This window comes from Streptomyces sp. LUP47B, assembly GCF_001746295.1.
Classification (GTDB): Bacteria; Actinomycetota; Actinomycetes; order Streptomycetales; family Streptomycetaceae; genus Streptomyces.
This window is the reverse complement of sequence record NZ_MJAH01000012.1, coordinates 171921-194396: the sequence shown is the minus strand read 5'-3', so window position 1 is coordinate 194396 and position 22476 is coordinate 171921. Positions and strand designations below refer to the sequence as shown.

The following is a 22476-nucleotide window of genomic DNA, read 5'->3' as shown; positions in this document are numbered from 1 at the left end:
GATTACTCCAACTCTCCTGCTGTGCGCAGGTGTTGCCAGGCATAGGAGCGCCAGGGGCGCCAGGTGTCCGGGGCGTCGAGACCCGGTGGGGCGACATCGGGATCACCGAGGGCGCGGGTGCGGATGACGGCGACCGTACGGGCGTCCAGGCCGGGCAGGGCGAGAAGTGCCTGCTGCACCTCGTCGCGGTCGGCTCCCGGATCGAGTGGTACAGCGCCGTCGGCCAGGGCGGTGGCCAGCGCGCCCAGCGGGCCGGCCGCCTCCGAAAGGGCCGCGGGCTCGGGGAAGAGATGTGTGAGGCTGCCGCAGGGTGCGTCCAGGGTCTTGCCGTATCGCTGGACGAGCCGTTCGGATTCGCTACGGCCCACCAGTGCCCGTACGGCGAACTCCTCGGGGTCGGCGGCGCCGGGCGACCGGAGTCCCGGGCGGGCGGCGACCAGGGGCGCGAGCCGGGTGTCCTCGCCGAGCCGCTCGTCGACGGCGTAGGGATCGGCGTCGAGGTCGAAGAGCCGCCGCAGCCGTCCGACGGCGGTGGTCAGGTCTCGGGGGTCGGTGAGGTGCAGGTGGGTGTCGAGCCAGCCGCCGGGGTTCGCGCCGGAGGTGGTTCCGGTCGTGCCGGTGCGTTCGTGGACGGCGACGATGCCGGTGCCGTGCGGGAGGCGGAGGGTACGGCGGTAGGTGCGCCGCCCGGGCGCCCCGCTCACCTCCTCGACGCCGGGTACGGATGCACTCTCCAGCAGGTCGAAGACGGCGCCGGACCGGTAGGGGCCGCGGTGGGCAAGTCGTAGCGGAATGCCCGCCGTGGGGGTGGCCGCGCGGCGTGTGGTCCGGGCGGCGGCCCGCAGGTCGCTGGGGGTGGCGGCGTAGATTTCCCGGACCGTGTCGTTGAACTGCCGCACGCTGGCGAAGCCCGAGGCGAACGCGATCTCCGTGACCGGCAGGCCGGTGGTCTGGAGCAGGACACGCGCGGTGTGGGCCCGCTGGGCGCGGGCCAGGGCGACGGGGCCGGCGCCGAGTTCGGCGGTGAGCTGGCGCTGGACCTGGCGGGCGCTGTAGCCGAGGCGGCCGGCGAGCCCGGCGACGCCCTCCCGGTCGACGACACCGTCGCCGATCAGGCGCATCGCCCGGCCCACCACGTCCGCCCGTACGTTCCAGTCGGCCGAACCGGGGACCGCGTCCGGGCGGCACCGCCGGCAGGCCCGGAACCCGGAGCCCTGCGCGGCGGCGGCCGTCGCGTAGAAACGGACGTTGTGACGCTTCGGGGTCACCGCGGGACAGCTGGGCCGGCAGTAGATCCCGGTCGTCTCGACAGCGAAGAAGAACTCCCCGTCGAACCGGGCGTCCCGGCTGCGGACAGCTTCGTACCTGGTGTCTTCGTCCATCACGTGTTCCAGTTTCCGCCCTGGGCGAGGATGCCGCTGGCGGAAATCGGACACGGAGATGAGGGGTGCCCCGTCAGTTCCGGGTGACCACAGCCACTCAGGGGCGCGGGGAACTGCGCGACCAGCCCCCCACCCACCCGCGGCCGAAGGACTACCCGCTAACCCCACACCCCCCGCTTCGCCTCCATCGCCGCCTTCCCCTCCGCTCCCCTCTTCTTCCACTCCTTCCGGATCTCGGCACGGAGCCTCGCGTCCGTCTTCGCCACGATCCGCTGGTTCTCCCGGATCAGCTTCCGGTAGCTCTCCAGCCGCCGCTCGGGCAGCTCACCGGAGTCGATCGCGGCCAGGACCGCGCAGCCCGGCTCGCTCTCGTGCGCGCAGTCGTGGAAGCGGCACTGTGCGGCCAGTGCCTCGATCTCGGCGAAGACCTGTCCGACACCGGTCTCGGCGTCCCACAGCCCCACGCCCCTGAGGCCGGGCGTGTCGATCAGTACGCCCCCGCCCGGCAGGGCGAGGAGGTTGCGGGTCGTGGTCGTGTGGCGTCCCTTCCCGTCCGCGTCCCGTGCGGCCTGCACAGCCATCACGTCCTCGCCGATGAGCGCGTTCGCCAGGGTCGACTTCCCCGCACCGGACTGCCCGAGCAGCACGCTCGTACCGCCGGAGACGACCGCGACGAGTACGTCGAGCCCCTCCCCGTCCAGCGCGCTGACGGTCAGCACCGGGACACCCGGCGCCGCCGTCTCCACGTCCTGCACGAGATGCGAGAGCGTCACGGCGTCCGGCACGAGGTCGGCCTTGGTGAGCACGACCACCGGCTGTGCGCCGGACTCCCAGGCCAGGGCCAGGAACCGTTCGATGCGGCCGAGGTCGAGTTCGACGGCCAGCGACACGGCGACGATCGAGTGGTCGACGTTGGCCGCAAGGATCTGCCCCTCGGACCGCTTGGAGGAGGTGGAGCGTACGAATGCGGTACGGCGTGGCAGATACGTCCGTACATAGCGGGGGTTGCCCGCGGGCTCGACGACGGCCCAGTCACCGGTGCACAGGACCCGCATCGGATCGGGCGGGGTGACGAAGGCCGTGTCGGCCCGCATCATCCCTTCGGGGGTGACGAGGTCGCACTGCCCGCGGTCGACGCGGACCACCCGTCCGGGCAGGAGCCCGTCGGGCTCGTAGGGGGCGAACTCATCCGCCCATGCCTCGTCCCAGCCGTAGGGAGCGAGCGCGGAGAAAACATGAGAAGTGGAGCTGGAAGTCAAGGGAGACCCTTCACAAGGGTGGCCCCGGCACCAGGAGTTGGTGTCAGCCGACGGCCACGGAGGTGGACTTGATGATCTGGATGCGAGCGGCGCTCATCGCAAAGACAGCCATCGGTCGACACCTCCCTCATTCCTCGCTCGTGGGGCACGGCAGCCAAGAACCGCCGTGCGAAGCGGTCTCACCCTAGAGGCGTCGGAGTCGGGGGCGCCACCTGTTTTCCGGACCCCTATGGCGTCGCCCCCTCACTCGAACAGCCCGGTGCGCTGGTCGTACGGGAGGAGCGGTTGTGGCATGGAAGCCACCTCTCATCTCCAGGAGACCTCGTGATGACCCACCGTCCGCCCCGCCCCTTCCGCGTCCTCGCCTCGGTCCTGGCGGCCGGAGCCCTGCTGACGACCGCCGCCTGTGCGGACGGTGACGACAGTGGTCCGGACCGCGCGGACACCACCGAGATCACCACGGAGATCTCCTCCTCGCCGCTCGCACAGCAGTCCCCTGCCGCGCTCACCCCGGCCGGGGCGCGCGCCGCACTGGTGACGGAGGCGGATCTGGAGGACGACTGGACGCAGGTGAAGAACGCGGCCACCTGGCGCGACAGCCTGCTGGTCGGCCAGGTGGACGTCGCCGACTTCCTCACCGCCAAGGCCGACGCGCCCGACTGCCAGAAGCTGCTCGACCGGCTCTACGACGACGAGCTCCTGGGCAAGCCGTCCGGAGCGTCCGCGCTCACCGGCTTCAAGGAGGGCGAGTCCCGGCTGCTGTACCAGGTGGCCGCCTATGACAAGGCCGCGCTGGACACGTCCTTCGCCTGGTTGAAGAGCCTGCCGGTCAAGTGCGACGAGTTCACGGCGAAGGACAGCTCGGGCGGGCAGCGCACGGTCGAGGTGGTGTCGACCTCCCTTCCCAAGGAGGGCGATGCCCGGCAGGGGCTGCAGGTCACGGTCCGGGGCAGATCGGGAGGCGCGCCCACCACCCTCACCCTCGACGTCGCGGCCCTCCGGTTCGGCACGGACGCGATCAGCTTCACCAACGGCGGTCTCGACGGAGCCGACGACGACACGACCGAGCAGGCGGCGAAGCTGGGCGCGGCACGTCTCGAGGACGTCCAGGCGGGCCGGACCCCGTCCGCCGACCCGAGCGAGATCGACTGACGGCCCGGTGAGTTCCGTCCGTCCCACAGTCCCGGCGGTCGGACGTCCCCGCAACCCCGCCGGCGGTCCGGCGTCGGGGTGTTCCCGCCGAGAGCGGCATGTGACATAGTACTGGCGTGAGCAAGCGACTGACCTGCGATGTCGTGGTCGTCGGTGCCGGGATGGTGGGCGCGGCCTGTGCCCTGTACGCCGCCCGGGCGGGCCTCGACGTGATCGTCGTCGACCGCGGTCCGGTGGCCGGCGGTACGACCGGCGCCGGTGAGGGCAATCTCCTGGTCTCCGACAAGGAGCCGGGACCCGAGCTCGAACTCGCCCTGCTGTCAGGACGGCTGTGGACCGAGCTGGCGGAGGAGGTCGGCGACGCCGTCGAGTACGAACTCAAGGGGGGCGTGGTCGTGGCCTCCACCTCCGAGGGCCTCGAAGCCCTGGAGAAGTTCGCGACCGGGCAACGGGCCGCGGGCGTCGAGGCGGTACGGGTGGACGCGGGCCGACTCCGCGAGCTGGAGCCCCACTTGGCGCCCGGACTCGCGGGCGGTGTGCTCTATCCCCAGGACGCCCAGGTCATGCCGACGCTGGCCGCCGCTCATCTCGTACGGGCCTCGGGTGCCCGGCTGTTCACCGGCGCGGCGGTGACCGAGGTGCTGCGCGCCGCCGACGGTGCCGTGCGCGGGGTGCGCACCGGCGGGGGCGAGATCCACGCCCCGCATGTCGTCAACGCCGCCGGGACCTGGGGCGGTGAGCTGGCCGCGCTGGCCGGAGTGAGCCTCCCCGTGCTCCCCCGGCGCGGCTTCGTCCTCGTCACCGAGCCGCTCCCCCGCCTGGTCCACCACAAGGTGTACGCCGCCGACTACGTGGCCGACGTGGCCAGCGACTCGGCGGCCCTGCAGACCTCACCGGTCGTCGAGGGGACGGCGGCCGGGCCCGTCCTGATCGGCGCCACCCGTGAACGGGTGGGCTTCGACCGGTCGTTGTCGCTGCCCGCGCTGCGATCGCTGGCGGCGGGCGCGACGCGGCTGTTCCCGTTCCTGGAGCGGGTGCGCGCGATGCGGACGTACCTCGGCTTCCGGCCGTACATGCCCGATCACCTGCCCGCGATCGGCCCCGATCCGCGGGTGCCCGGGCTGTTCCACGCCTGCGGGCACGAGGGCGCGGGCATCGGACTGTCCACCGGGACAGGGCGGCTGATCGCCCAGGTGCTGACCGGGCACGCTCCCGATCTCGATCTCGCACCGTTCCGTCCCGACCGTTTCCCCGCCTCCGCCTCCGCCTCCGCGTCCGACTCCGACTCCGAAGAGGCCTCGTGAACCCGCTGGAGCTGGTGCGCGCCGAGCCCGGTCCCGCCTTCACCGTCACCCTCGACGGGCGGGAGATCGAGGCCCTGCCCGGCCAGACCGTCGCCGCCGCGCTGTGGACGGCAGGCGTCACCTCGTGGCGCACCACCCGCGGCGAGGGCCGCCCGCGCGGGATCTTCTGCGGCATCGGCGTCTGCTTCGACTGCCTTGTGACCGTCAACGACCGCCCGAACCAACGGGCTTGTCTGATGCCCTTGCGGCCGGGCGACGCGATCCGCACGCAGGAGGGAACGGGCCACGATGACTGAGCCGAGCCTGGCGGTGATCGGCGCGGGTCCGGCCGGACTCGCGGCCACCCTCGCGGCGGCCGCCCGGGGCATCCAGGTCACCCTGATCGACTCGGCCGCGGAGGCGGGCGGGCAGTTCTACCGGCAGCCGGCAACCGAGCTCGGGGCCCGTCGACCGCAGGCACTGCATCACCAGTGGCGGACCTGGGAGAGACTGCGGGACGGCCTGCACGCCCACGTACGGGCGGGCACGGTAAGGCATGTGACGGATCATCATGTCTGGTTCGTCGAGCGCCGGGACACCGCCGGGTTCACTGTGCACGCCCTCGTCGGCCCGGAGCAGGAGCAGCCGGCCGAGGTACGCGCGGCGGCGGTCCTCCTCGCCACCGGCGGCTACGAGAAGGTGCTGCCCTTCCCCGGCTGGACCCTGCCCGGTGTCGTCACGGCGGGCGGGGCGCAGGCCATGCTCAAGGGCGGGCTCGTGCTGCCCGGCCGTACCGCCGTCGTCGCCGGGACCGGGCCGCTGCTGCTGCCCGTCGCCACCGGCCTCGCCGCGGCGGGCGCGACGGTCGCCGCGCTGGTGGACTCGGCCGACCCGAAGGCGTTCGTACGGCGGTCCCGGGCGCTGGCCGGCCAACCGGGCAAGGTGGCCGAAGGCGCCCGGTACGCGGGGCAGTTGCTCCGGCACCGGGTACGGACCCTCCTCCACCACACCGTCGTGGCGGCGCACGGCGCCGAGCGGCTGGAGGCGGTGACGGTCGCGGCCCTCGACCGGGACGGGCGGGTGCGCGAGGACAGCCGCCGACGCCTCGTCTGCGACACCCTCGCCGTGAGTCACGGCATGCTGCCGCACACCGACCTCGCCGACGCGCTGGGCTGCCGGGTCGACGGTACGGACGTGCACGTCGACGACGAGCAGCGCACCGACGTGCCGGGGGTGTGGGCGGCGGGCGAGACCACCGGGATCGGCGGCTCCGCCCTCTCGCTCGCCGAGGGATACATCGCCGGACGATCGATCGCGGCGCGGCTGGCAGGGCGGGCGCCGGACCCGGGTGAGTGGGCGGCCGCCGCGCGCACCCGGACCGGGCTGCGGGCCTTCTTCGCCGCCGTCGACTCCGTCTACGCGCCGCCCGCGCACTGGGCCGAGCAGGTCACCGACGACACGGTGGTGTGCCGTTGCGAGGAGGTGTCGGCCGGTGCGGTACGGGAGGCGGTACATGAGCTCGGCGCCGGTGATCTGCGGACCGTGAAGCTGCTGACGCGGGCCGGGATGGGCTGGTGCCAGGGCCGGGTGTGCGTGCCCGGAGTGGCCGGGGTCGCCGGGTGCGCGGAGACGGCGGGCCGCAGGCCGTTCGCACGGCCGGTGCCGCTGGGCGTACTGGCCCGGGCCGGAGAGACCGAGGAACAGTGATATGTCACACCCTATTGAGAATCCCATTGAGAGGCGATCCGTATGACCACCAGCCTTCGTCCGTGGCGTGGAGTACTCGTCGCCACCGCCCTCCCGTTGAACGACGATCTGTCGGTGAACTACGCCAAGTACGCCGAGCACTGCGCCTGGCTGGTCGAGAACGGCTGCGACGGCGTCGTACCGAACGGCTCGCTCGGCGAGTACCAGGTGCTCACACCCGAGGAGCGGGCCAAGGTCGTCGAGACGGCCGTGGCCGCCATCGGCGGCGAGCGGGTGATGCCCGGCGTCGCCGCGTACGGCTCGGCGGAGTCCCGCCGCTGGGCCGAGCAGGCGCGTGAGGCGGGCTGTGCGTCCGTGATGCTGCTGCCGCCCAACGCCTTCCGCGCCGACGAGCGGTCGGTCCTCGCGCACTACGCCGAGGTCGCGAAGGCGGGTGTGCCGATCGTGGCGTACAACAACCCCATCGACACCAAGGTCGACCTGGTGCCGGAGCTGTTGGCCACACTGCACGCCGAGGGATACATCCGTGCGGTCAAGGAGTTCTCCGGTGACGTCCGCCGCGCCTACCAGCTGGCCGAACTCGCCCCGGAACTCGACCTGTTGATCGGCGCCGACGACGTCCTGCTGGAGCTCGCGATCGCGGGCGCCAAGGGCTGGGTGGCCGGCTATCCGAACGCGCTGCCCAGGGCCTCCGTCGAGTTGTACCGGGCGGCCGTGGCCGGCGACCTCGCCACCGCGAGGAAGCTGTACGAGCAGCTCCACCCGTTGCTGCGCTGGGACTCCAAGGTCGAGTTCGTGCAGGCCATCAAGTTGTCGATGGACATCGTCGGCCGGCACGGCGGGCCGGTGCGTCCGCCGCGTGTCCCCCTGCTGCCCGAGCAGGAGGCCGTCGTGCGGGCCGCCACGGAGAAGGCCGTCGCCGCCGGACTCGCGTAACTCGTCAAGGAGGAGCGGACCATGCGCAGCAAACTCGTCCTGCACGCCGTCGACTCGCACACCGAGGGCATGCCCACCCGCGTGATCACCGGCGGAATCGGCACGATCCCCGGCGCGACCATGAACGAGCGGCGGCTGTACTTCCGTGAGCACCGCGACGACATCAAGCAGCTCCTGATGAACGAGCCGCGCGGGCACTCGGCGATGAGCGGCGCGATCCTCCAGCCGCCGACCCGCCCGGACTGCGACTGGGGTGTGGTGTACATCGAGGTCTCGGGCTATCTGCCGATGTGCGGCCACGGCACGATCGGGGTGGCGACCGTGCTGGTGGAGACCGGCATGGTCGAGGTCGTCGAGCCGGTCACCACGATCCGGCTCGACACCCCGGCGGGCCCGGTCGTCGCCGAGGTCGCGGTGGAGGACGGCAGGGCGAAGCACGTCACGCTGCGGAACGTGCCGTCCTTCGCCGTCGCCCTCGACCGCAAGATCGCACTGGCCGACGGGCGGACGGTGACCTATGACCTGGCGTACGGCGGCAACTTCTACGCCATCCTGCCGCTGGACCAGTTCGCGCTGCCCTTCGACCGCGACCGCAAGGACGACATCCTGAAGGCGGGGCTGGCCCTCATGGAGGCGATCAACGCCGAGGAGGAGCCCGTGCATCCCGAGGATCCGTCCATCCGCGGCTGTCACCACGTCCACCTGCTCGCGCCCGGAGCGACCGCCGGCCACTCCCGGCACGCGATGGCCATCCACCCCGGCTGGTTCGACCGCTCCCCCTGCGGCACCGGCACCAGCGCGCGCATGGCCCAGCTGCACGCGCGCGGCGAACTCCCGTTGCACACCGAGTTCGTGAACGAGTCCTTCATCGGGACGCGGTTCACGGGCCGGCTCCTCGGCACCACCGAGGTGGCGGGCCGCCCCGCCGTCCTGCCCAGCTTCACCGGGCGCGCGTGGATCACCGGCACGGCCCAGTACCTGCTCGACCCGACCGATCCGTTCCCGGCGGGCTTCGTCCTGTGAGCCCCGAGGGCGTCGAGGATAATGCCGGGTGTCACGTGACATTGCACCACAAGGAGATGCCCCTCATGGCCGACCGGCGATCCAGCGCCCCCGCCGCCGCTGCCCCCGCCCTGCCCGTTCTCGGCGGCAAGAAGAGCAGCTACCGGGAGCGGGTCGCCGACGCCCTGCGGGCCGCGCTGATCGCGGGCGAACTGCTCCCGGGCCAGGTGCACTCGGCGCCCGCGCTCGCCGCCCGCTTCGGTGTGTCGGCCACCCCCGTGCGCGAGGCCATGCTCGACCTCGTCAAGGAGGGCCTGGTCGACACCGTCCCCAACAAGGGCTTCCGGGTCACGGCGGTCTCCGAGAAGCAGCTCGACGAGTACACCCACATCCGCTCGCTCATCGAGATCCCCACCGTCGTGGAACTGGCCTCGACCGCCGACCCGGTCTCCCTGGAGGCGCTGCGCCCCGCCGCCCGGGAGATCGTCCAGGCGGCGGTGTCCGGTGACCTCATCGCGTACGTCGAGGCCGACACCCGCTTCCACCTCGGCCTGCTCGCCCTCGCGGGCAACGCCCATCTGGTCGAGGTGGTCGGCGACCTGCGCAAGCGATCCCGGCTCTACGGCCTCACCCCGCTGGTGAAGTCCGGCCGCCTGCTGGCCTCCGCCGAGGAGCACCTCGAACTCCTCGACGCGCTGACCGCCCGCGACGAGAGGGCGGTGCACGAGGTGATGACCCGGCACATCGGACACGTCCGAGGGCTGTGGGCGGCGAAGCAGGGGACCGCCGCCGAGGACTCGACCGAGGGTGTCAGGACTTCGCACACTCCCGACCGTTGAGGGAGAAGTCGTACGCCGGGGCATTCTTGCCCTGCCAGGTGGCGAGGAAGCCGAGGGAGAGCGAACCGTGCGCGGGGACCGACTTGTTGTAGTCGGCGGAGCTCGCGGTGACCTTCGCGCCGCTCTGGGTGAAGTTCCCGTCCCACATCTGCGTCACCTTCTGGCCGTCCTTGAAGGACCAGGTGAGCCGCCAGTCGTCGAGCGCCTCGGTGGTGGTGACGGTGACGGCGCCCTGGAAGCCGTCGGGCCACTGGTTGACGAGGGTGTACTCGACCTGGCACAGGGGCGTGACGCTCTCGCTGGGCTCCGGTTCCTCGGCACCGGCGGAGGAGGTCCCCTGGGGTTCCGGGTCGGAGTTCTTCGCACCCGTGGACTCGGACGGGTTCCCGCTGGGTGTCCGCGACGGGTCCGCCGAGCCGGGCGCCCTGGACGTGGCGGCGGGGACGGACGAGGTGGGGTTGGCCACCGGCTCGCCGTCGGCGGAGGTACCGGTGCCGGGCTTGGCGGCGCCGTTGTCCGTGTCGTTGCCCGGCACCATCGAGACGGCGAGGGCGAGCAGGGAGACCAGGACGGCCGCGACGAGGAGGCCGTTGCGCACGACCTTCGCCTTGTGGGCGCCGGGGTTCGGGGGCCCGCTCTCCAGTGCTTCCGGGCGCCCCGCGCCGAGGCGTACCTCGGCGGCCCGACGGCGGCGCTCCAGGTAGGCGAGCCCGCCCCAGCCGATCACCCCGCCCGCGAGCGCCGCGGGCAGTCCGCCACCGTGCAGTCGAAGACAGGCGGCGGCCTCCGCGCACTGCCGGCATCTCGCGAGGTGGTGGGAGAGGTCGTCCGGGGTCTCGCCGGCGGTGGACCGGGTGACCGCGTCCAGCAGCCGGGCGTAGCTGCGGCACTGCGCGTCCATCGGCATGTCGAGATGGTTGCGGTGGCTGCGGTCCCGGAACAGCCCGCGCACCTGGGCGAGTTCGTCGCCCACGGTGGCAGGGTCGAGGCCGAGTCGGCGGGCCACCGCGGACAGCGGCAGCGCCTCCACCTCGGCCAGCCACAGCAGTTCGGCGTCCGCTGCCTGCAGATCGCGCAGTCCGCGCAGCGCGATCGGCCGCTGGAGCGGCGGGCCGGTGTAGCGCGCGGCCTTGTCGGAGTTGAGCCACAGCCGCAGATCGGGGTCGAGCCGGTGGCCCAGACCCCGTGTCTCCCAGTCGGCCGCCGTCGTGCGAACGGCGGTCAGCAGCAGCGGTATTCGGGGCAGCCGGACCGGACGGCGGCCGGCGCCACGAGCGGCGGCCTCCGCCTCACGGGCCTCGCTCATACCGAGCGAGAACGCCTCCGTGGCCAGCTCGGTGGCGGCGGTGGAGCCGGCCGTGCACAGATCGGCGTACGACAGCACGGCATCCCAGCACTCGGAGAACAGCGCGGCCTCGGCGGCGTCCTGGGGGGTCGGCAGGTCGGGCATGGGTCTCCTGCATCCAAAGCGAGGTCAACTCGCCATACTGGCAAAGGAGTTGGGGGGAACCTCGCGGCAGGACAGGAGCCTTTCACGTCGCCCACACAACTGACAAGCAGGCTATTCAAATCGGTTACCGAGGGTTCGCGCCAGTGGTCGCAGCGCATGACCGGGAGCGCTGTTACGAGAGTTATACGGAAAGAACGCCGGGAAATCTCGATACCGGGTGCAACTCATCGCGAAATGTACGGAGCAGCAGCCACTCTCGTCACCTTGTCGATAAATCCTTCGGCACAGCACAGCGGGCCGCGGATCCCAAAGGTCTCCGCGGCCCGCATCCCATCCGTTGCGGCGGTGAGGAGTTACACCTCGACCGGCTCCTGCGCCGGAAGGCTGTCCATGAAGGAGCTCACCGAGAAGACGGCACGGCCGGGTCCGGGCGGGCCGTAGCCGGGAGGCGAGGACAGTCCGAAGTCGTCCATCGTCTGTCGATAGGCCTGGAGCAGCCGGATGTGGTACTCCAGCGGCGCGCCCTGCGGGTTGGCCTTGCCGAGCGGCGTCGTGGGCTCCGGGCACCAGGTGGTGAAGCGGGGCGTGATGCCGTGCGACATGAAGAAGCGCAGACCCTCCGTCGTGGACGCGATCGCCTCGTCGACGGTCTTGAAGCCGAACGGCTCGGCCATCTCCACGCCCGCCACGAAATTGGGGATCACATTGCGCGCGCCGAAGATCTCCGCCGAGTCCAGGATCCGCTTGTGCCACTCGTCCCGGCCGACGTACCGCTCCTTGCCCGGGCAGAACATCTTGAAGAGATACTCGTCCCACACCTCGTAGTTGGGGTGGTAGATCTGCACGCCGTAGTCCTTGAAGCGCTGCACGTCGTCCTTCGGCAGCGCCTGCGCGACGACCTTGCCGATCCAGCGGCCCGGGAAGTGCTCCTCGATGGCCTTCGCGTACATGCCGTAGAAGTCGGCCTCGTCCCGGCCCTGGAGCTTCGAGGTGATCGCGCCGCCGGTGAGCGTGTACGCCGTGGAGACCTTGGCGGTGTCGTACCGGTTGATGATCTCGAGCGCCTCCAGGACTTCGTCCACGTCCTTGACGCCCGTGTACGGCCGCCCCGCCGCCTTGTGCTGGCGCCAGTTGTGGTTGATGTCGCAGTACTGGCACTCCTCCTTGGCGCCGAAGTACTGGCACACCCGGAAGACGGTCAGATAGATCAGGTAGCCCCACTGGATGGTCGGGGCGACCTCCATCACGGACTTCCCGTTGGAGAGCTTGTGCCGGTAGTACTCCGGCATCGGCGGCACGCCCACGTCGGCGATCCGCTTGCCGTCGAGGTAGAGCCCGAGCATGCCGGAGTCGTCGGCCGCCACACGGTAGGGCGACGCGGGGTTCACCCGCACCGACACCACGGTCCGCCTCAGGTCGTACGGCCCGCCGGTGAGGATGATCTCCTCCGGCGGGCGCCGCAGCGCGGCCTCGCCGAGCTCCGGCAGGGTGCCGTGGTCGAAGGAGAAGATGAAGTACGACTTCGGCTTCATCTCCCCCGACTCGTTGTCGCTGAGGGCGGACGGGTCGAAGGCCACGCCACCTCGCAGCAGGTCCTCTTTGAAGACGGCTTCCCGCGGCACCTGCGGAAACCGCTCCATCAGATCCTCGACCAGCGCGGTACGGCTGCCCATCCCGTGTCTCCTCCCGGCTCAGACGTACGACCGACTCCTCACGGTATGCCCTCGCACCGACATCACCCGTGCCGGGTCCCCTCGCGGCGAGCTATATGGGTCGGTACGGGCGTTTCCTGCGGCAGGAGCGGGTCGGGAACAGGCGCGTCCCAGGTCGACGTGAGCGGAAGCACACCGGCCCACAACCCCAGCTCCGCGTCGGGTCCGTCGCCGTCGTCGGGCGCACCGGTACGGATCTTGACGGAAGCCTCCTCGAGGGAGACGGCCAGCAGGGTGGTGGCCGCGAGTTCCTTCCGGCTCGGCTGCCGGGCGTACGCCCACTGCCCCGGCGCCGCGTGGTCGGTCAGCAGACGCAGGCCGGCCAGCTTCTCCTGCGGGTCGGTCACCTTGCGGGCCTCACCGTGGATCATGGCGCTGCGGTAGTTGACGCCGTGTTCGAAAACGGACCGCGCGAGGACCAGCCCGTCGACGTGCGTGACCGTGACACAGACCGGCGTACCGCCCGCGAGGCTGCGGCCGGCCACCGAGCCGTGCACATACAGCTGCCGCTCGTCCCGCCCGTACACCGTGGGCACGACCAGGGGCCGCCCCTCGACCACCACACCCAGATGACAGACGAACCCGGCGTCGAGGATCGCCTCCAGATCGGCCCGGTCCAGGCTGCCCTGCTCGCGCAGGCGGCGATGCCGGGTGAGCTCGGTCTGCGGAAGGGACGCGGGGCAGGCGTCGGGGGCGAGGGGCCGGCTGCGGTTCGGGGCTCATGACCAGGCAGGCTACTCACGCCGCAGGCAGGTGCCCCGGACCAGTTCAGCCGCCGACCCCTCAGGCCCCGCGCTCCAGCGCCTCGAACGTCACCGGGAACGCCACCCCCGCCCCGAACACCACCCGCTCCGCCTCTTCAGCGACCGCAAGACCCAGCCGCGCCAGTTCGTTGCCCTGCGACCCCGCCAGGTGCGGAGTGACGAAGGCACCCGGGAGCTCGTGAAGCGGCGAGTCGGCGGGCAGGGGCTCCGGGTCGGTGACGTCGAGGACCGCGGAGAGGCGGCCTGACCGCAGTTCCGCGACGAGTGCGTCGGTGTCGACGAGCGACCCGCGCGCGGTGTTGACCAGCACCGCCCCGTCCGGCATCAGGGCCAGCTCACGGCCACCGATGAGATGCCGGGTCTCGGGGGTCTCCGGGGCGTGGACGGTCACGATCTCGGAGGTGCGCAGGAGCTCGTCCAGCGGCAGCAGCGGAACGCCCAGCTCCGCGGCCGCGCTCTCGTCGACGTACGGGTCGGTCAGGCTCACCGAGAGGTCGAACGGCCGCAGCAGCTCGATCACCTTCCGCCCGATCCGGGACGCCCCGATCACGCCGACCCGCCGCCCGTGGTTGCCGATGCCGGGCACGATCCCCCAGCCGGGGGACACCCGCTCGGAGCGCAGCCGCTCCCGGCGCACGAAGACGTCCTTGCCGGCGAGCAGGATCACGGCGAGCGTGTACTCGGCGACGGGCACCGCGTTGGCCTCGGCCGCCGAGGACACGGCGATCCCCCGCCGCCAGATCTCGGGACCGGCGAAGCCCTTCACCGAGCCGGCCGAGTGCAGCACGGCCCGGAGTTTCGGGGCCGCGTCCAGGACGGCCGCGTCCAGACGGGGGCAGCCCCAGCCGGTCACGAGGATCTCGGTGCGGGCCAGGACGTCCGCGAGCGCCGGGTCGGTGAGGTCCTCGGCCACCATCCCGGGATCGATGTCCACGGACTCCCGCAGCCGGGCCAGCACCTCGGGCGGGAAGACGAGCGGCACGTTCTCGGCGGTCATGGCGAACAGCGCCTGGGGTCGCTCGGGCAAGGTGGTGATCCTTAAGACCGACGGAAAGGTTGTAGAAAACGCTATCTACGGTAGGCCTCGACAAATGAGAAGGTCAACGCATACACACTCCCAGGAGGAACGACGGACATGTCGGAGACGATCACCAACTGGGCGGGGAACATCACCTACTCCGCCAAGGAACTGCACCGGCCGCACTCGCTCGACGGGGTCGCCGCCCTGGTCGCGGACAGCGCGCGGGTGCGGGTGCTGGGCAGCGGGCACTCCTTCAACGAGATCGCCGAGCCGGGCCCCGAGGGCGTGCTGCTGTCGATCGCCGACCTGCCGCCGGTGATCGACGTGGCCACGTCGGCCCGTACGGTACGGGTCTCGGGCGGCGTCCGTTACGCCGAACTCGCCCGCTTGGTGTACACGCACGGCCTCGCGCTGCCCAACATGGCTTCGCTGCCGCACATTTCCGTGGCCGGCTCGGTCGCGACCGGCACCCACGGCTCCGGCGTCGGCAACGGTCCGCTCTCGTCGGCCGTGCGCGAGGTGGAGCTGGTCACGGCGGACGGCTCGGTACTGACCATCGGCCGGGACGATCCGCGTTTCGGCGGCGCGGTCACCTCCTTGGGCGCCCTCGGTGTCGTCACGGCACTCACCCTGGACCTCGTGCCCTCCTTCGACGTGGAGCAGTACGTCTTCACCGAACTCCCCCTCGCCGGACTGGACTCGGCGACCTTCGGATCGGTCATGGCATCGGCGTACAGCGTCAGCCTGTTCACCGACTGGCGGGCCCCGGGCTTCCGGCAGGCCTGGGTCAAGCGGCGGACGGACCAGCCCCTCGCAGACTTCCCGTGGGCCGCGCCCGCCACCGAGAAGATGCACCCGGTGCCGGGGATGCCCGGCATCAACTGCACAGAGCAGTTCGGGGTGGCGGGTCCCTGGCAGGACCGGCTGCCGCACTTCCGGGCCGAGTTCACGCCGAGCAGCGGAACGGAGCTCCAGTCGGAGTACCTGCTGCCGCGGGAGCACGCCGTCGAGGCGCTGCACGCGGTGGACGGCATCCGGGACACGGTCGCCGGGGTGCTCCAGATCTGCGAGGTGCGGACCGTGGCCGCCGACGAGCAGTGGCTGAGCCCCTCCTACGGCCGGGACACCGTGGCCCTGCACTTCACCTGGATCGAGGACACCGCGGCCGTCCTGCCGGTGGTGCGCCGGCTGGAGGAGGCACTGGACCCCTTCGACGCGCGGCCGCACTGGGGGAAGGTCTTCACCACGCCCGCGGACGTGCTGCGCGAGCGCTACCCGCGCCTCGGCGACTTCCGGAAGCTGGCGCGTGAGCTGGACACCGAGGGAAAATTCGCCAACGCCTTCGTCCGGACCGTACTCGCCGTCTGACTTTATAAAGCCCCTTTCCTAACCCCTTGTACAAAGTCCCCAGGAGCCCATAATCTTGCGCCGCGCCGGTGCCACTGTCGTCCCGGCTGAGCGAAGGGATGGGGGCCGGCCACGGTGAAGCGCACATCACGTGACATCCGCACCGCGAACCGCTACGAGGTGTTGCGCCAGATCATCGCCGAGTCGCCCACCTCCCGGCAGGAGCTGGCGGCGGCCACCGGGCTGAGCCTGGCCACGGTCGCCACGCTCGTGGGCGAGCTGCTCGACCTCCACATGATCACGGAGGTCGGGTTCGAGGAGTCGGCAGGAGGGCGCCCCCGGGGGCTCGTGGCGGTCAACGCGTCGGGGGGCGCGTTGATCGGCGTGGACATCGCGGAGACGTACGTCCGTGTCGAGCTGTTCGACCTGGCGCTGAACGTGCTGGCCCGCGCCGAGGAGGACGTCCGCCCCGGCGAGAGCCTTCCCGAGCAGGTGGTCGGCCATGTCGCCGCCGCCGTCGGCTCGGTGGTCACGCAGGCCGGGATCGAGGGCGCCCGGGTGCTCGGCGTCGGCGTGAGCGTGCCGGGGCAGGTGGACCGCGCCACCGGCATCTCGGAGTACGCCCCCAACTGGGACTGGCACGACGTGCCGCTGGTCGAGCTGCTCTCCGAGTACATCGCCTACCCGCTCTACCTGGACAACCCGCTGCGTGCCGTCGCCGTGGCCGAGCTGTGGTTCGGGGCCGCGCGCGGCAGCGGGAACGCCGTGGTGGTCACCCTCGGGACCGGCGTGGGCGCCGGGCTCGTCCTGGGCGGCGCCCTGCATCGCGGTGTCTCCAACAGCGCCGGCGAGTGGGGCCACAACACGATCGTCCTGGATGGACGCCTGTGCCGCTGCGGCAACCACGGCTGCGTGGAGACGTATGTGGGCGCGCCCGGGATCATGCTGAACCTGCGGGAGCTGAGCCCCGACAGCGAGCTGCTGCACCCGGGCGACCAGACGGCGACGATCGCCGCGCTGGCCCGGGGGATGCTCACCCAGGATCCGGTGGCGGTCAAGGTCGTCCGGCACACCGCCCGTTATCTGGGCGCCTCCATCGCGCACCTGGTCAACCTGTTCAACCCGGAGGTGGTCGTGCTCAGCAGCTGGGTCGCGGCCGCCCTCGGCGAGCCCCTGGTCGCGGAGGTGCGCGAGGCCGTCGCCCGGCACGCGCTGCCCCGGCCGATGGCCGCCACCGAGATCGTCCTCTCCCCGATCCCGACGGACCCGGCATGCCTGGGCGCGGCGACGTTCGCGCTCGAAGGGGCGCTCCAGTCGGGCGGGCAGAGGTCTGCGAAACGCACCGCCCCGGCAAGGACGAAGACGCACGACCCCCGCTAGGAGCCGTACCGCACCACCTTCATGACGACGGAAGGGATGCACGTGTCTCACCCCCACCGCACGAGATCGACCCTGCTGACAGCCGCAGCCGCGTTCGCTGTCGCGGGACCCCTGATATCCGCCCCGCCCGCGTCGGCCTCCACCCCCACGGTGGCCGAAGTGTCCCCGCACGCAGCCCAGACCATCGACAACATCGGTGCCTCGGGCGCCTGGTGGGTCAATGACCTGAAGAATTTCGACCCGAAGGTCCAGGCCCGGGTGTCCAAGCTGCTGTTCTCCAAGGACGGCCTGGCGCTGAGCAGTTACCGCTACAACATCGGCGGTGGCGGCACCGGCGTGACGTACGCGCCGCGCGCTCCCGAGGACTTCCTGAGGGGCGACGGGTCGTACGACTGGAGCAAGGACAAGGCGGGCCGTACGTTCCTGTACGCGGCCGCCAAGTACGGCGTGAAGGACCTGATCGCCTTCGTCAACAGCGCGCCCGCGCAGTGGAAGACCAACGGCCTGAGCTGCGGCGGTTATCTCAAGACGGAGAACGAGCAGGACTACGCGAAGTACGTCGCCGACGTCACCGACCACTTCGCGAAACAGGGGCTGCGGTTCGACTACATCAGCCCCTTCAACGAGCCGACCAACAGCTTCGCCGACTGCGGCCAGGAGGGCATGCTGGTACCGGTCGACCAACGCGACGACATCGTGCGGGCGTTGGGCGCCGAGCAGCAGGCCCGCGGTCAGCGGACCGGCATCATCGCGGACGAGTCCAGCTCGACGGTGAGCTTCAACACCGAGGTCCCGCAGTGGATCTCGCAGCCGGACACCGCCCAGTACGTCGACAAGCTCGCCCACCACACGTACAACAACCCGGGCGACGACCAGCGGGCGAAGATCTACGAGACGTCCAAGTCGGTCGGCAAGCAGTCCTGGTCCACGGAGATCTGCTGCTTCGGCAAGGGCGGCACGGGCTGGGCGCAGGAGTACGACCCCACGATCGACGGTGGTCTGAACCTCTCCCGGATCATCTACAAGGACTTCGCGACCGCGCACGACTCGGCGTTCCAGTGGTGGGTCGCCCTGTCGGAGCAGATCGGCTCCGACCCCCTCGCGAAGAACGACGAGGGCTGGAACGACGGCCTGATCTACTACGACCCGGACTACGCCACCAACGGCAACCAGACCCTGTACTACACCAAGCGCTATTACGCGCTCGGCCAGTACAGCAAGTTCGTCCGGCCGGGCGCGGTCGCCCACAACGTGACCGGTGCACCGGACGGCGTCGAGGTGTCGACGTACGACGACCACGGCAAGTGGGTCGTCGTGGTCAACAACCACAACACCACCGACACCGCGCTGAATCTGCGCTTCAACAGCGAGGCGCCGGTGCGCGCGAGCAAGGCCGTACGGACCTCGGCGACCGAGAGCTGGGCGAACGTCGCCAAGCCGTCGGTCAAGGGCGGCACCGCCTCGGCGACCCTGCCGGCCCGGTCCATCACGACGTACGTCCTCGACCAGAAGGGCCACGGCACGTCGGCGGTCACGGGCGCGCTCCAGGGCAAGCAGTCCGGCAAGTGCCTGACCGCGAACGCCTCGGGTGCGGCGATCAGCAGCTGCACAGGTGGGTCCGAGCAGGTGTGGTCGTACGACGCGAAGGGCCGTCTGAAGGGCGTGAACGGCTATCTGACCGCGGGGAGTTCGGGGCTCAGCACGAGCCCGGAAGCGACCCGTGACGGCAGTCAACAATGGCTGCTGAACTCCAACGGCCAAGTCGTCAGCGAGGCGTCGGGCACCTGCCTGGACGTCGGCGGACAGGCGACGGCCGAGGGCAGCAAGGTCGGCCTGTGGACCTGCAACGGCGGGACCAACCAGGCCTGGTTCAAGCAGTAACGCATCACCTCTGCAAGGGGGTTGCGGGCCGCTGGTGCGGCGGCCCGCGCCCCCGGGGCGTCCGGTATCCCGAACGTCGCACAACGCTTCGCGCAGACTTCGTCCAACCCCTTGCCGAAGCCTTAGCCGAAGGTTAACGTCCCGCACCGCAGGTCCATTTGAGCCACCTTGGCACTGAGCCGCAGAGCCATGGCACAGAGCCTCAGCCGTATTCGAGACAAGGACGTCAGCATGTCGGCATTGAGCAACAGCAACTGGAACCGTCGAAACGTTCTGCAGGCCGGGATGGGCCTGGCCGCCGCCGGCGGGCTGGCCGCGTGCGGCGGGAACACCGGCCGGAGCAGCGGAGGATCGGGCGACGCGCTCACCCAGTACTTCCACGCCTACGGCGAGGCGGGCACGGAGCAGGCCATCAAGAAGTACGCGGCCGCGTACAAGAAGGCCGACGTGAAGACCAACTGGATCACGGGCAGCAACTTCGAGTCCGCGCTCTTCGCGGCCCTGCTCACCAAGAAGGCGCCCGACGTCTTCGAGTTCCACCCGCAGATCCAGATGGTCAAGAGCGGTCAGGTGGCGGACCTGAGCGACATCATCAACCCGGTCAAGGACGACTTCAACCCGGCCGACATCAAGTCGCACACGGTGGACGGGAAGATATACGGCGTCCGCATGATCGACGACCCGCAGTTCTTCTTCTACCGCAAGTCGATGCTGGAGAAGGCCAAGGTCGACGTGCCGACCACCCTCGACGAGCTGCTCGTGGCGGCGGAGAAGCTCACCACGAGCAAGGTCAAGGGCGTCTTCCTCGGCAACGACCTCACCCCGGCCATCAACCCGCTGCTCTGGTCGGCGGGCGCCGACACCCTCACCCCCGACAACAAGCCCGCCTTCCACACGGACGCGGTCGTCGCCGGTATGAAGCAGCTGCGCCAGCTGTTCACCAGCGGCAACCTGCTCCTCGACGCCCCGGCCGACTACTGGGACCCGTCCGCGATCAACCAGGGCCTGTGCGCCATCCAGTTCTGCGGCATGTGGGCGATGCCCGCCATGCAGAAGGCGCTCGGCGACGACCTCGGCGTCTTCCCCTTCCCCAAGGTCGGGGACAACGGCAAGCAGTCGGTCTACAACGGCGGCTGGTCGATGTTCGTCAACGCCAAGGGCAAGAACGTGGACGCGGCCAAGGAGTACGTGAAGTGGCTGTGGATCGACCAGAAGGAGTACCAGGAGGACTGGGCCACCTCGTACGGCTTCCACATCCCGCCGCGCACCTCCATCGCCCAGTCCGCCACGAAGCTCAAGTCGGGTCTGCCGGCCGAGGGCGTCAAGCTCTTCAACGAGTTCGGGCACTTCGACAACATCGGCTGGACCCAGGCGATGATCACCGCCCTGACCGACGCGTTCGCCAACAGCGTCCGTAAGAACGGCGACCCGAACGCGGCGCTCGCCGACGCGGAGAAGAAGGTCAACGCCGAGCTCAAGAAGCTCTTCGGATAGGTCGACGGAGAAACCACGACATGTCGACCACCACCACGCGCGGGGTCGCCCAGCCCGCCCCGGCCAAGGCCTCACCGGCCCGGCCGCGGCGGGGCCTCCGGGGCAACCCGACCTTCAACTTCTGGCTCTTCACCGGGCCGTTCCTCATCGGCCTGGTGATCTTCGTCTTCGTGCCGATCGTCTGGAGCATCTGGCTCAGCTTCTTCGACGCGCGCTTCACCGTCACGCCGAGCAAGTTCATCGGCTTCGACAACTACAAGAGCATGCTGACGAACTCCAACTTCACCGGTTCCCTGGTGACGTTCACGGTGTTCGCGGCGCTCATCGTGCCCCTCACCTGGGCCCTGTCCCTGGGCCTGGCGATGCTGGTGCACCGGCTGCGGTTCATGCGGGCGTTCTTCCGGTCGGTGTTCTTCCTGCCGACCGCCGTGTCCTACGTCGCCGCCGCGCTGATCTGGAAGATGTCCATCTTCACGGGTGTCCGATTCGGTCTGATGAACACGGTGCTCGGCTGGTTCGGCGTGGAGAACATCGCCTACCTGTCCGACCCGAACCCGCCCTGGTACTGGCTGGTCATCGTGACCGTACGCCTGTGGCTGCAGTCCGGCTTCTACATGATCCTGTTCCTGGCCGCCCTGCAGAACATCCCGGCGGAGCTGTACGAGGCCGCCGCGATCGACGGTGCCAAGCCGGGCTGGCAGACCTTCCGGTACATCACGCTGCCGCAGCTGCGCGCCACCTCCACCGCGGTGATCCTGCTGCTGCTCGTCGCCGCCTACCAGGCGTTCGACGAGTTCTACAACATCGTCACAACCAAGGCGACCTGGGGTCAGACACCCCTCATGGTCCTGTACAAGACCGCTCTCGGCGAGAACCAGGACTACGGCGCCGGCAGCGCGGGGGCCGTCATCCTCACGGTGCTGATCTGCGCCGTCACGCTCCTCCAGGGCAAGTTCATGGGCTTCGGAAGGGGGGAGGACTCCAAGTGACCACCACAGCACCTCAGGTGGGCAAGGAGCCCCGCAAGAAGCGCGGAGGCGTCCTCGGCAACACGGGCCTGTACATCGGCGTCAGCGTCGCCGCGCTGCTCTTCCTGCTCCCCTTCTACCTGATCCTCCGCAACTCCCTCTCCACGGACCCGGAGATCACGGGCGAGAACTGGAAGCTGCTCCCCTCCTTCCAGTGGGGCAACATCAGCGAGCTGTTCGACGACCCGACGGTCGACTTCGCCAAGTCCATGTGGAACTCGACGGTGATCGCCGTCTCCATGACCATCGGCACCCTGCTGATCTGCTCCCTGGCCGGCTACGGCCTGGCGCGCATCCCCTACAAGCACGCCAACAAGGTCTTCTACGCCGTCCTGGCGACCCTGATGGTCCCGACCGCCGTCACCTTCGTGCCCAGCTTCGTGCTGGTCTCGTCCCTCGGCTGGATCGACACCTACCGCGGTCTGATCATCCCGGGCCTGTTCAGTGGTTTCACCTGCTTCCTGTTCCGGCAGTACTTCCTCGGGTTCCCCAAGGAGCTGGAGGAGGCGGCACGCGTGGACGGGCTCGGGTACTGGGGCGCATACTGGCGCATTGTCGTACCCAACTCGCTGAACTTCTTCGCGGCGATGGCCACGATCACGTTCATCAGCGGCTGGAACGCCTTCCTGTGGCCGTTGGTCATCGGCCAGGACCCGAGCTCCTGGACCGTCCAGGTCGCACTGTCCTCCTTCATGACCAACCAGACCGTGAACTTCCACCTGATCTTCATGGCCACCGCCATTTCCATCCTGCCCCTGGTGTTCGTGTTCCTCTTCCTCCAGCGCTGGCTGGTCCAGGGGATCGCGCAGACCGGCATCAAGGGCTGACGCCTCTCTCAG

20 protein-coding genes are annotated in these 22476 nt (G+C 70.3%); 14 read left to right on the top strand and 6 right to left on the bottom strand.

The features are described 5' to 3' along the window. Nucleotides 1-2 precede the first annotated feature (2 nt). The gene (locus BFN33_RS32440; protein ID WP_069763740.1) at nucleotides 3-1382 is read right to left on the bottom strand and encodes a DNA-3-methyladenine glycosylase 2 family protein; all 1380 of its coding nucleotides are present in this window, start codon (nucleotides 1380-1382) and stop codon (nucleotides 3-5) included. A 158-nt stretch (nucleotides 1383-1540) separates the two neighbouring features. Next, nucleotides 1541-2641, bottom strand: coding sequence for a ribosome small subunit-dependent GTPase A (rsgA, locus tag BFN33_RS32435; RefSeq protein WP_069763739.1), 1101 nt, complete (start codon nucleotides 2639-2641; stop codon nucleotides 1541-1543). A 327-nt stretch (nucleotides 2642-2968) separates the two neighbouring features. Between rsgA and BFN33_RS32430 the strand changes: the two genes are divergently transcribed. The 7 genes from BFN33_RS32430 (at nucleotide 2969) to BFN33_RS32400 (ending at nucleotide 9560) form a co-directional block, all read left to right on the top strand. Continuing rightward, on the top strand, nucleotides 2969-3793 hold the full coding sequence (locus BFN33_RS32430) for a hypothetical protein (protein WP_069763738.1): 825 nt from the start codon (nucleotides 2969-2971) through the stop codon (nucleotides 3791-3793). Nucleotides 3794-3909: 116 nt separating this feature from the next. Further along, nucleotides 3910-5097 carry an FAD-binding oxidoreductase gene (locus BFN33_RS32425; protein ID WP_069763737.1) on the top strand — a complete coding sequence of 396 codons (1188 nt, stop codon included), beginning with the start codon at nucleotides 3910-3912 and terminating at the stop codon, nucleotides 5095-5097. Beyond that, the gene (locus tag BFN33_RS32420) at nucleotides 5094-5393 is read left to right on the top strand and encodes a (2Fe-2S)-binding protein (RefSeq protein ID WP_069763736.1); all 300 of its coding nucleotides are present in this window, start codon (nucleotides 5094-5096) and stop codon (nucleotides 5391-5393) included. The genes BFN33_RS32425 and BFN33_RS32420 overlap by 4 nt, the downstream gene beginning before the upstream one ends. After that, complete coding sequence (locus BFN33_RS32415; RefSeq protein ID WP_069763735.1) at nucleotides 5386-6783, top strand: NAD(P)/FAD-dependent oxidoreductase; 1398 nt, start codon at nucleotides 5386-5388, stop codon at nucleotides 6781-6783. The genes BFN33_RS32420 and BFN33_RS32415 overlap by 8 nt, the downstream gene beginning before the upstream one ends. A gap of 42 nt (nucleotides 6784-6825) precedes the next feature. Next, nucleotides 6826-7719, top strand: a complete 894-nt coding sequence (locus tag BFN33_RS32410; RefSeq protein ID WP_069763734.1) for a dihydrodipicolinate synthase family protein — start codon at nucleotides 6826-6828, stop codon at nucleotides 7717-7719. A 21-nt stretch (nucleotides 7720-7740) separates the two neighbouring features. Further along, nucleotides 7741-8742: a proline racemase family protein gene (locus BFN33_RS32405; protein ID WP_069763733.1), complete on the top strand. Its 1002-nt coding sequence runs from the start codon at nucleotides 7741-7743 to the stop codon at nucleotides 8740-8742. Nucleotides 8743-8807: 65 nt separating this feature from the next. Beyond that, entirely contained in the window at nucleotides 8808-9560 is a 753-nt protein-coding gene (locus tag BFN33_RS32400) for a GntR family transcriptional regulator (RefSeq protein WP_069763732.1), read from the top strand. On the opposite strand, the gene BFN33_RS32395 is transcribed toward BFN33_RS32400, so the two are convergent. The 3 genes from BFN33_RS32395 to BFN33_RS32385 all read right to left on the bottom strand — a co-directional run bounded on the left by BFN33_RS32395 (nucleotide 9532) and on the right by BFN33_RS32385 (nucleotide 13360). Then, the gene (locus BFN33_RS32395) at nucleotides 9532-11010 is read right to left on the bottom strand and encodes a cellulose-binding domain-containing protein (protein WP_069763731.1); all 1479 of its coding nucleotides are present in this window, start codon (nucleotides 11008-11010) and stop codon (nucleotides 9532-9534) included. The two genes, BFN33_RS32400 and BFN33_RS32395, sit on opposite strands and share 29 nt — an antisense overlap. A gap of 353 nt (nucleotides 11011-11363) precedes the next feature. After that, complete coding sequence (locus BFN33_RS32390; RefSeq protein ID WP_069763730.1) at nucleotides 11364-12683, bottom strand: radical SAM protein; 1320 nt, start codon at nucleotides 12681-12683, stop codon at nucleotides 11364-11366. 62 nt (nucleotides 12684-12745) lie between these two features. After that, a complete protein-coding gene (locus BFN33_RS32385; RefSeq protein ID WP_069763729.1) occupies nucleotides 12746-13360 on the bottom strand; it encodes a pyridoxamine 5'-phosphate oxidase family protein in 615 nt (204 codons plus the stop codon). Here BFN33_RS32385 and BFN33_RS53335 point away from each other — a divergent pair. Next, the gene (locus tag BFN33_RS53335; protein WP_176742514.1) at nucleotides 13292-13447 is read left to right on the top strand and encodes a hypothetical protein; all 156 of its coding nucleotides are present in this window, start codon (nucleotides 13292-13294) and stop codon (nucleotides 13445-13447) included. The two genes, BFN33_RS32385 and BFN33_RS53335, sit on opposite strands and share 69 nt — an antisense overlap. A 58-nt stretch (nucleotides 13448-13505) precedes the next feature. On the opposite strand, the gene BFN33_RS32380 is transcribed toward BFN33_RS53335, so the two are convergent. After that, nucleotides 13506-14513, bottom strand: a complete 1008-nt coding sequence (locus BFN33_RS32380; RefSeq protein WP_069763728.1) for a hydroxyacid dehydrogenase — start codon at nucleotides 14511-14513, stop codon at nucleotides 13506-13508. Between the two features lie 108 nt (nucleotides 14514-14621). Here BFN33_RS32380 and BFN33_RS32375 point away from each other — a divergent pair, with 108 nt between their 5' ends. The 6 genes from BFN33_RS32375 to BFN33_RS32350 all read left to right on the top strand — a co-directional run bounded on the left by BFN33_RS32375 (nucleotide 14622) and on the right by BFN33_RS32350 (nucleotide 22464). Continuing rightward, entirely contained in the window at nucleotides 14622-15875 is a 1254-nt protein-coding gene (locus BFN33_RS32375) for a D-arabinono-1,4-lactone oxidase (RefSeq protein WP_069763727.1), read from the top strand. 114 nt (nucleotides 15876-15989) lie between these two features. Further along, nucleotides 15990-17234 (top strand): ROK family transcriptional regulator, encoded by a 1245-nt coding sequence (locus BFN33_RS32370; protein ID WP_069763726.1) that lies wholly within the window; start codon nucleotides 15990-15992, stop codon nucleotides 17232-17234. Nucleotides 17235-17270: 36 nt separating this feature from the next. Beyond that, nucleotides 17271-19115 carry a glycoside hydrolase gene (locus tag BFN33_RS32365; protein ID WP_079141121.1) on the top strand — a complete coding sequence of 615 codons (1845 nt, stop codon included), beginning with the start codon at nucleotides 17271-17273 and terminating at the stop codon, nucleotides 19113-19115. A gap of 231 nt (nucleotides 19116-19346) precedes the next feature. After that, a complete protein-coding gene (locus tag BFN33_RS32360; RefSeq protein WP_069763724.1) occupies nucleotides 19347-20609 on the top strand; it encodes an ABC transporter substrate-binding protein in 1263 nt (420 codons plus the stop codon). A 20-nt stretch (nucleotides 20610-20629) separates the two neighbouring features. Then, a complete protein-coding gene (locus BFN33_RS32355) occupies nucleotides 20630-21598 on the top strand; it encodes a carbohydrate ABC transporter permease (RefSeq protein WP_069763723.1) in 969 nt (322 codons plus the stop codon). Continuing rightward, the gene (locus BFN33_RS32350; protein ID WP_069763722.1) at nucleotides 21595-22464 is read left to right on the top strand and encodes a carbohydrate ABC transporter permease; all 870 of its coding nucleotides are present in this window, start codon (nucleotides 21595-21597) and stop codon (nucleotides 22462-22464) included. Before BFN33_RS32355 ends, BFN33_RS32350 begins: the two co-directional genes overlap by 4 nt. Nucleotides 22465-22476: the final 12 nt, after the last annotated feature.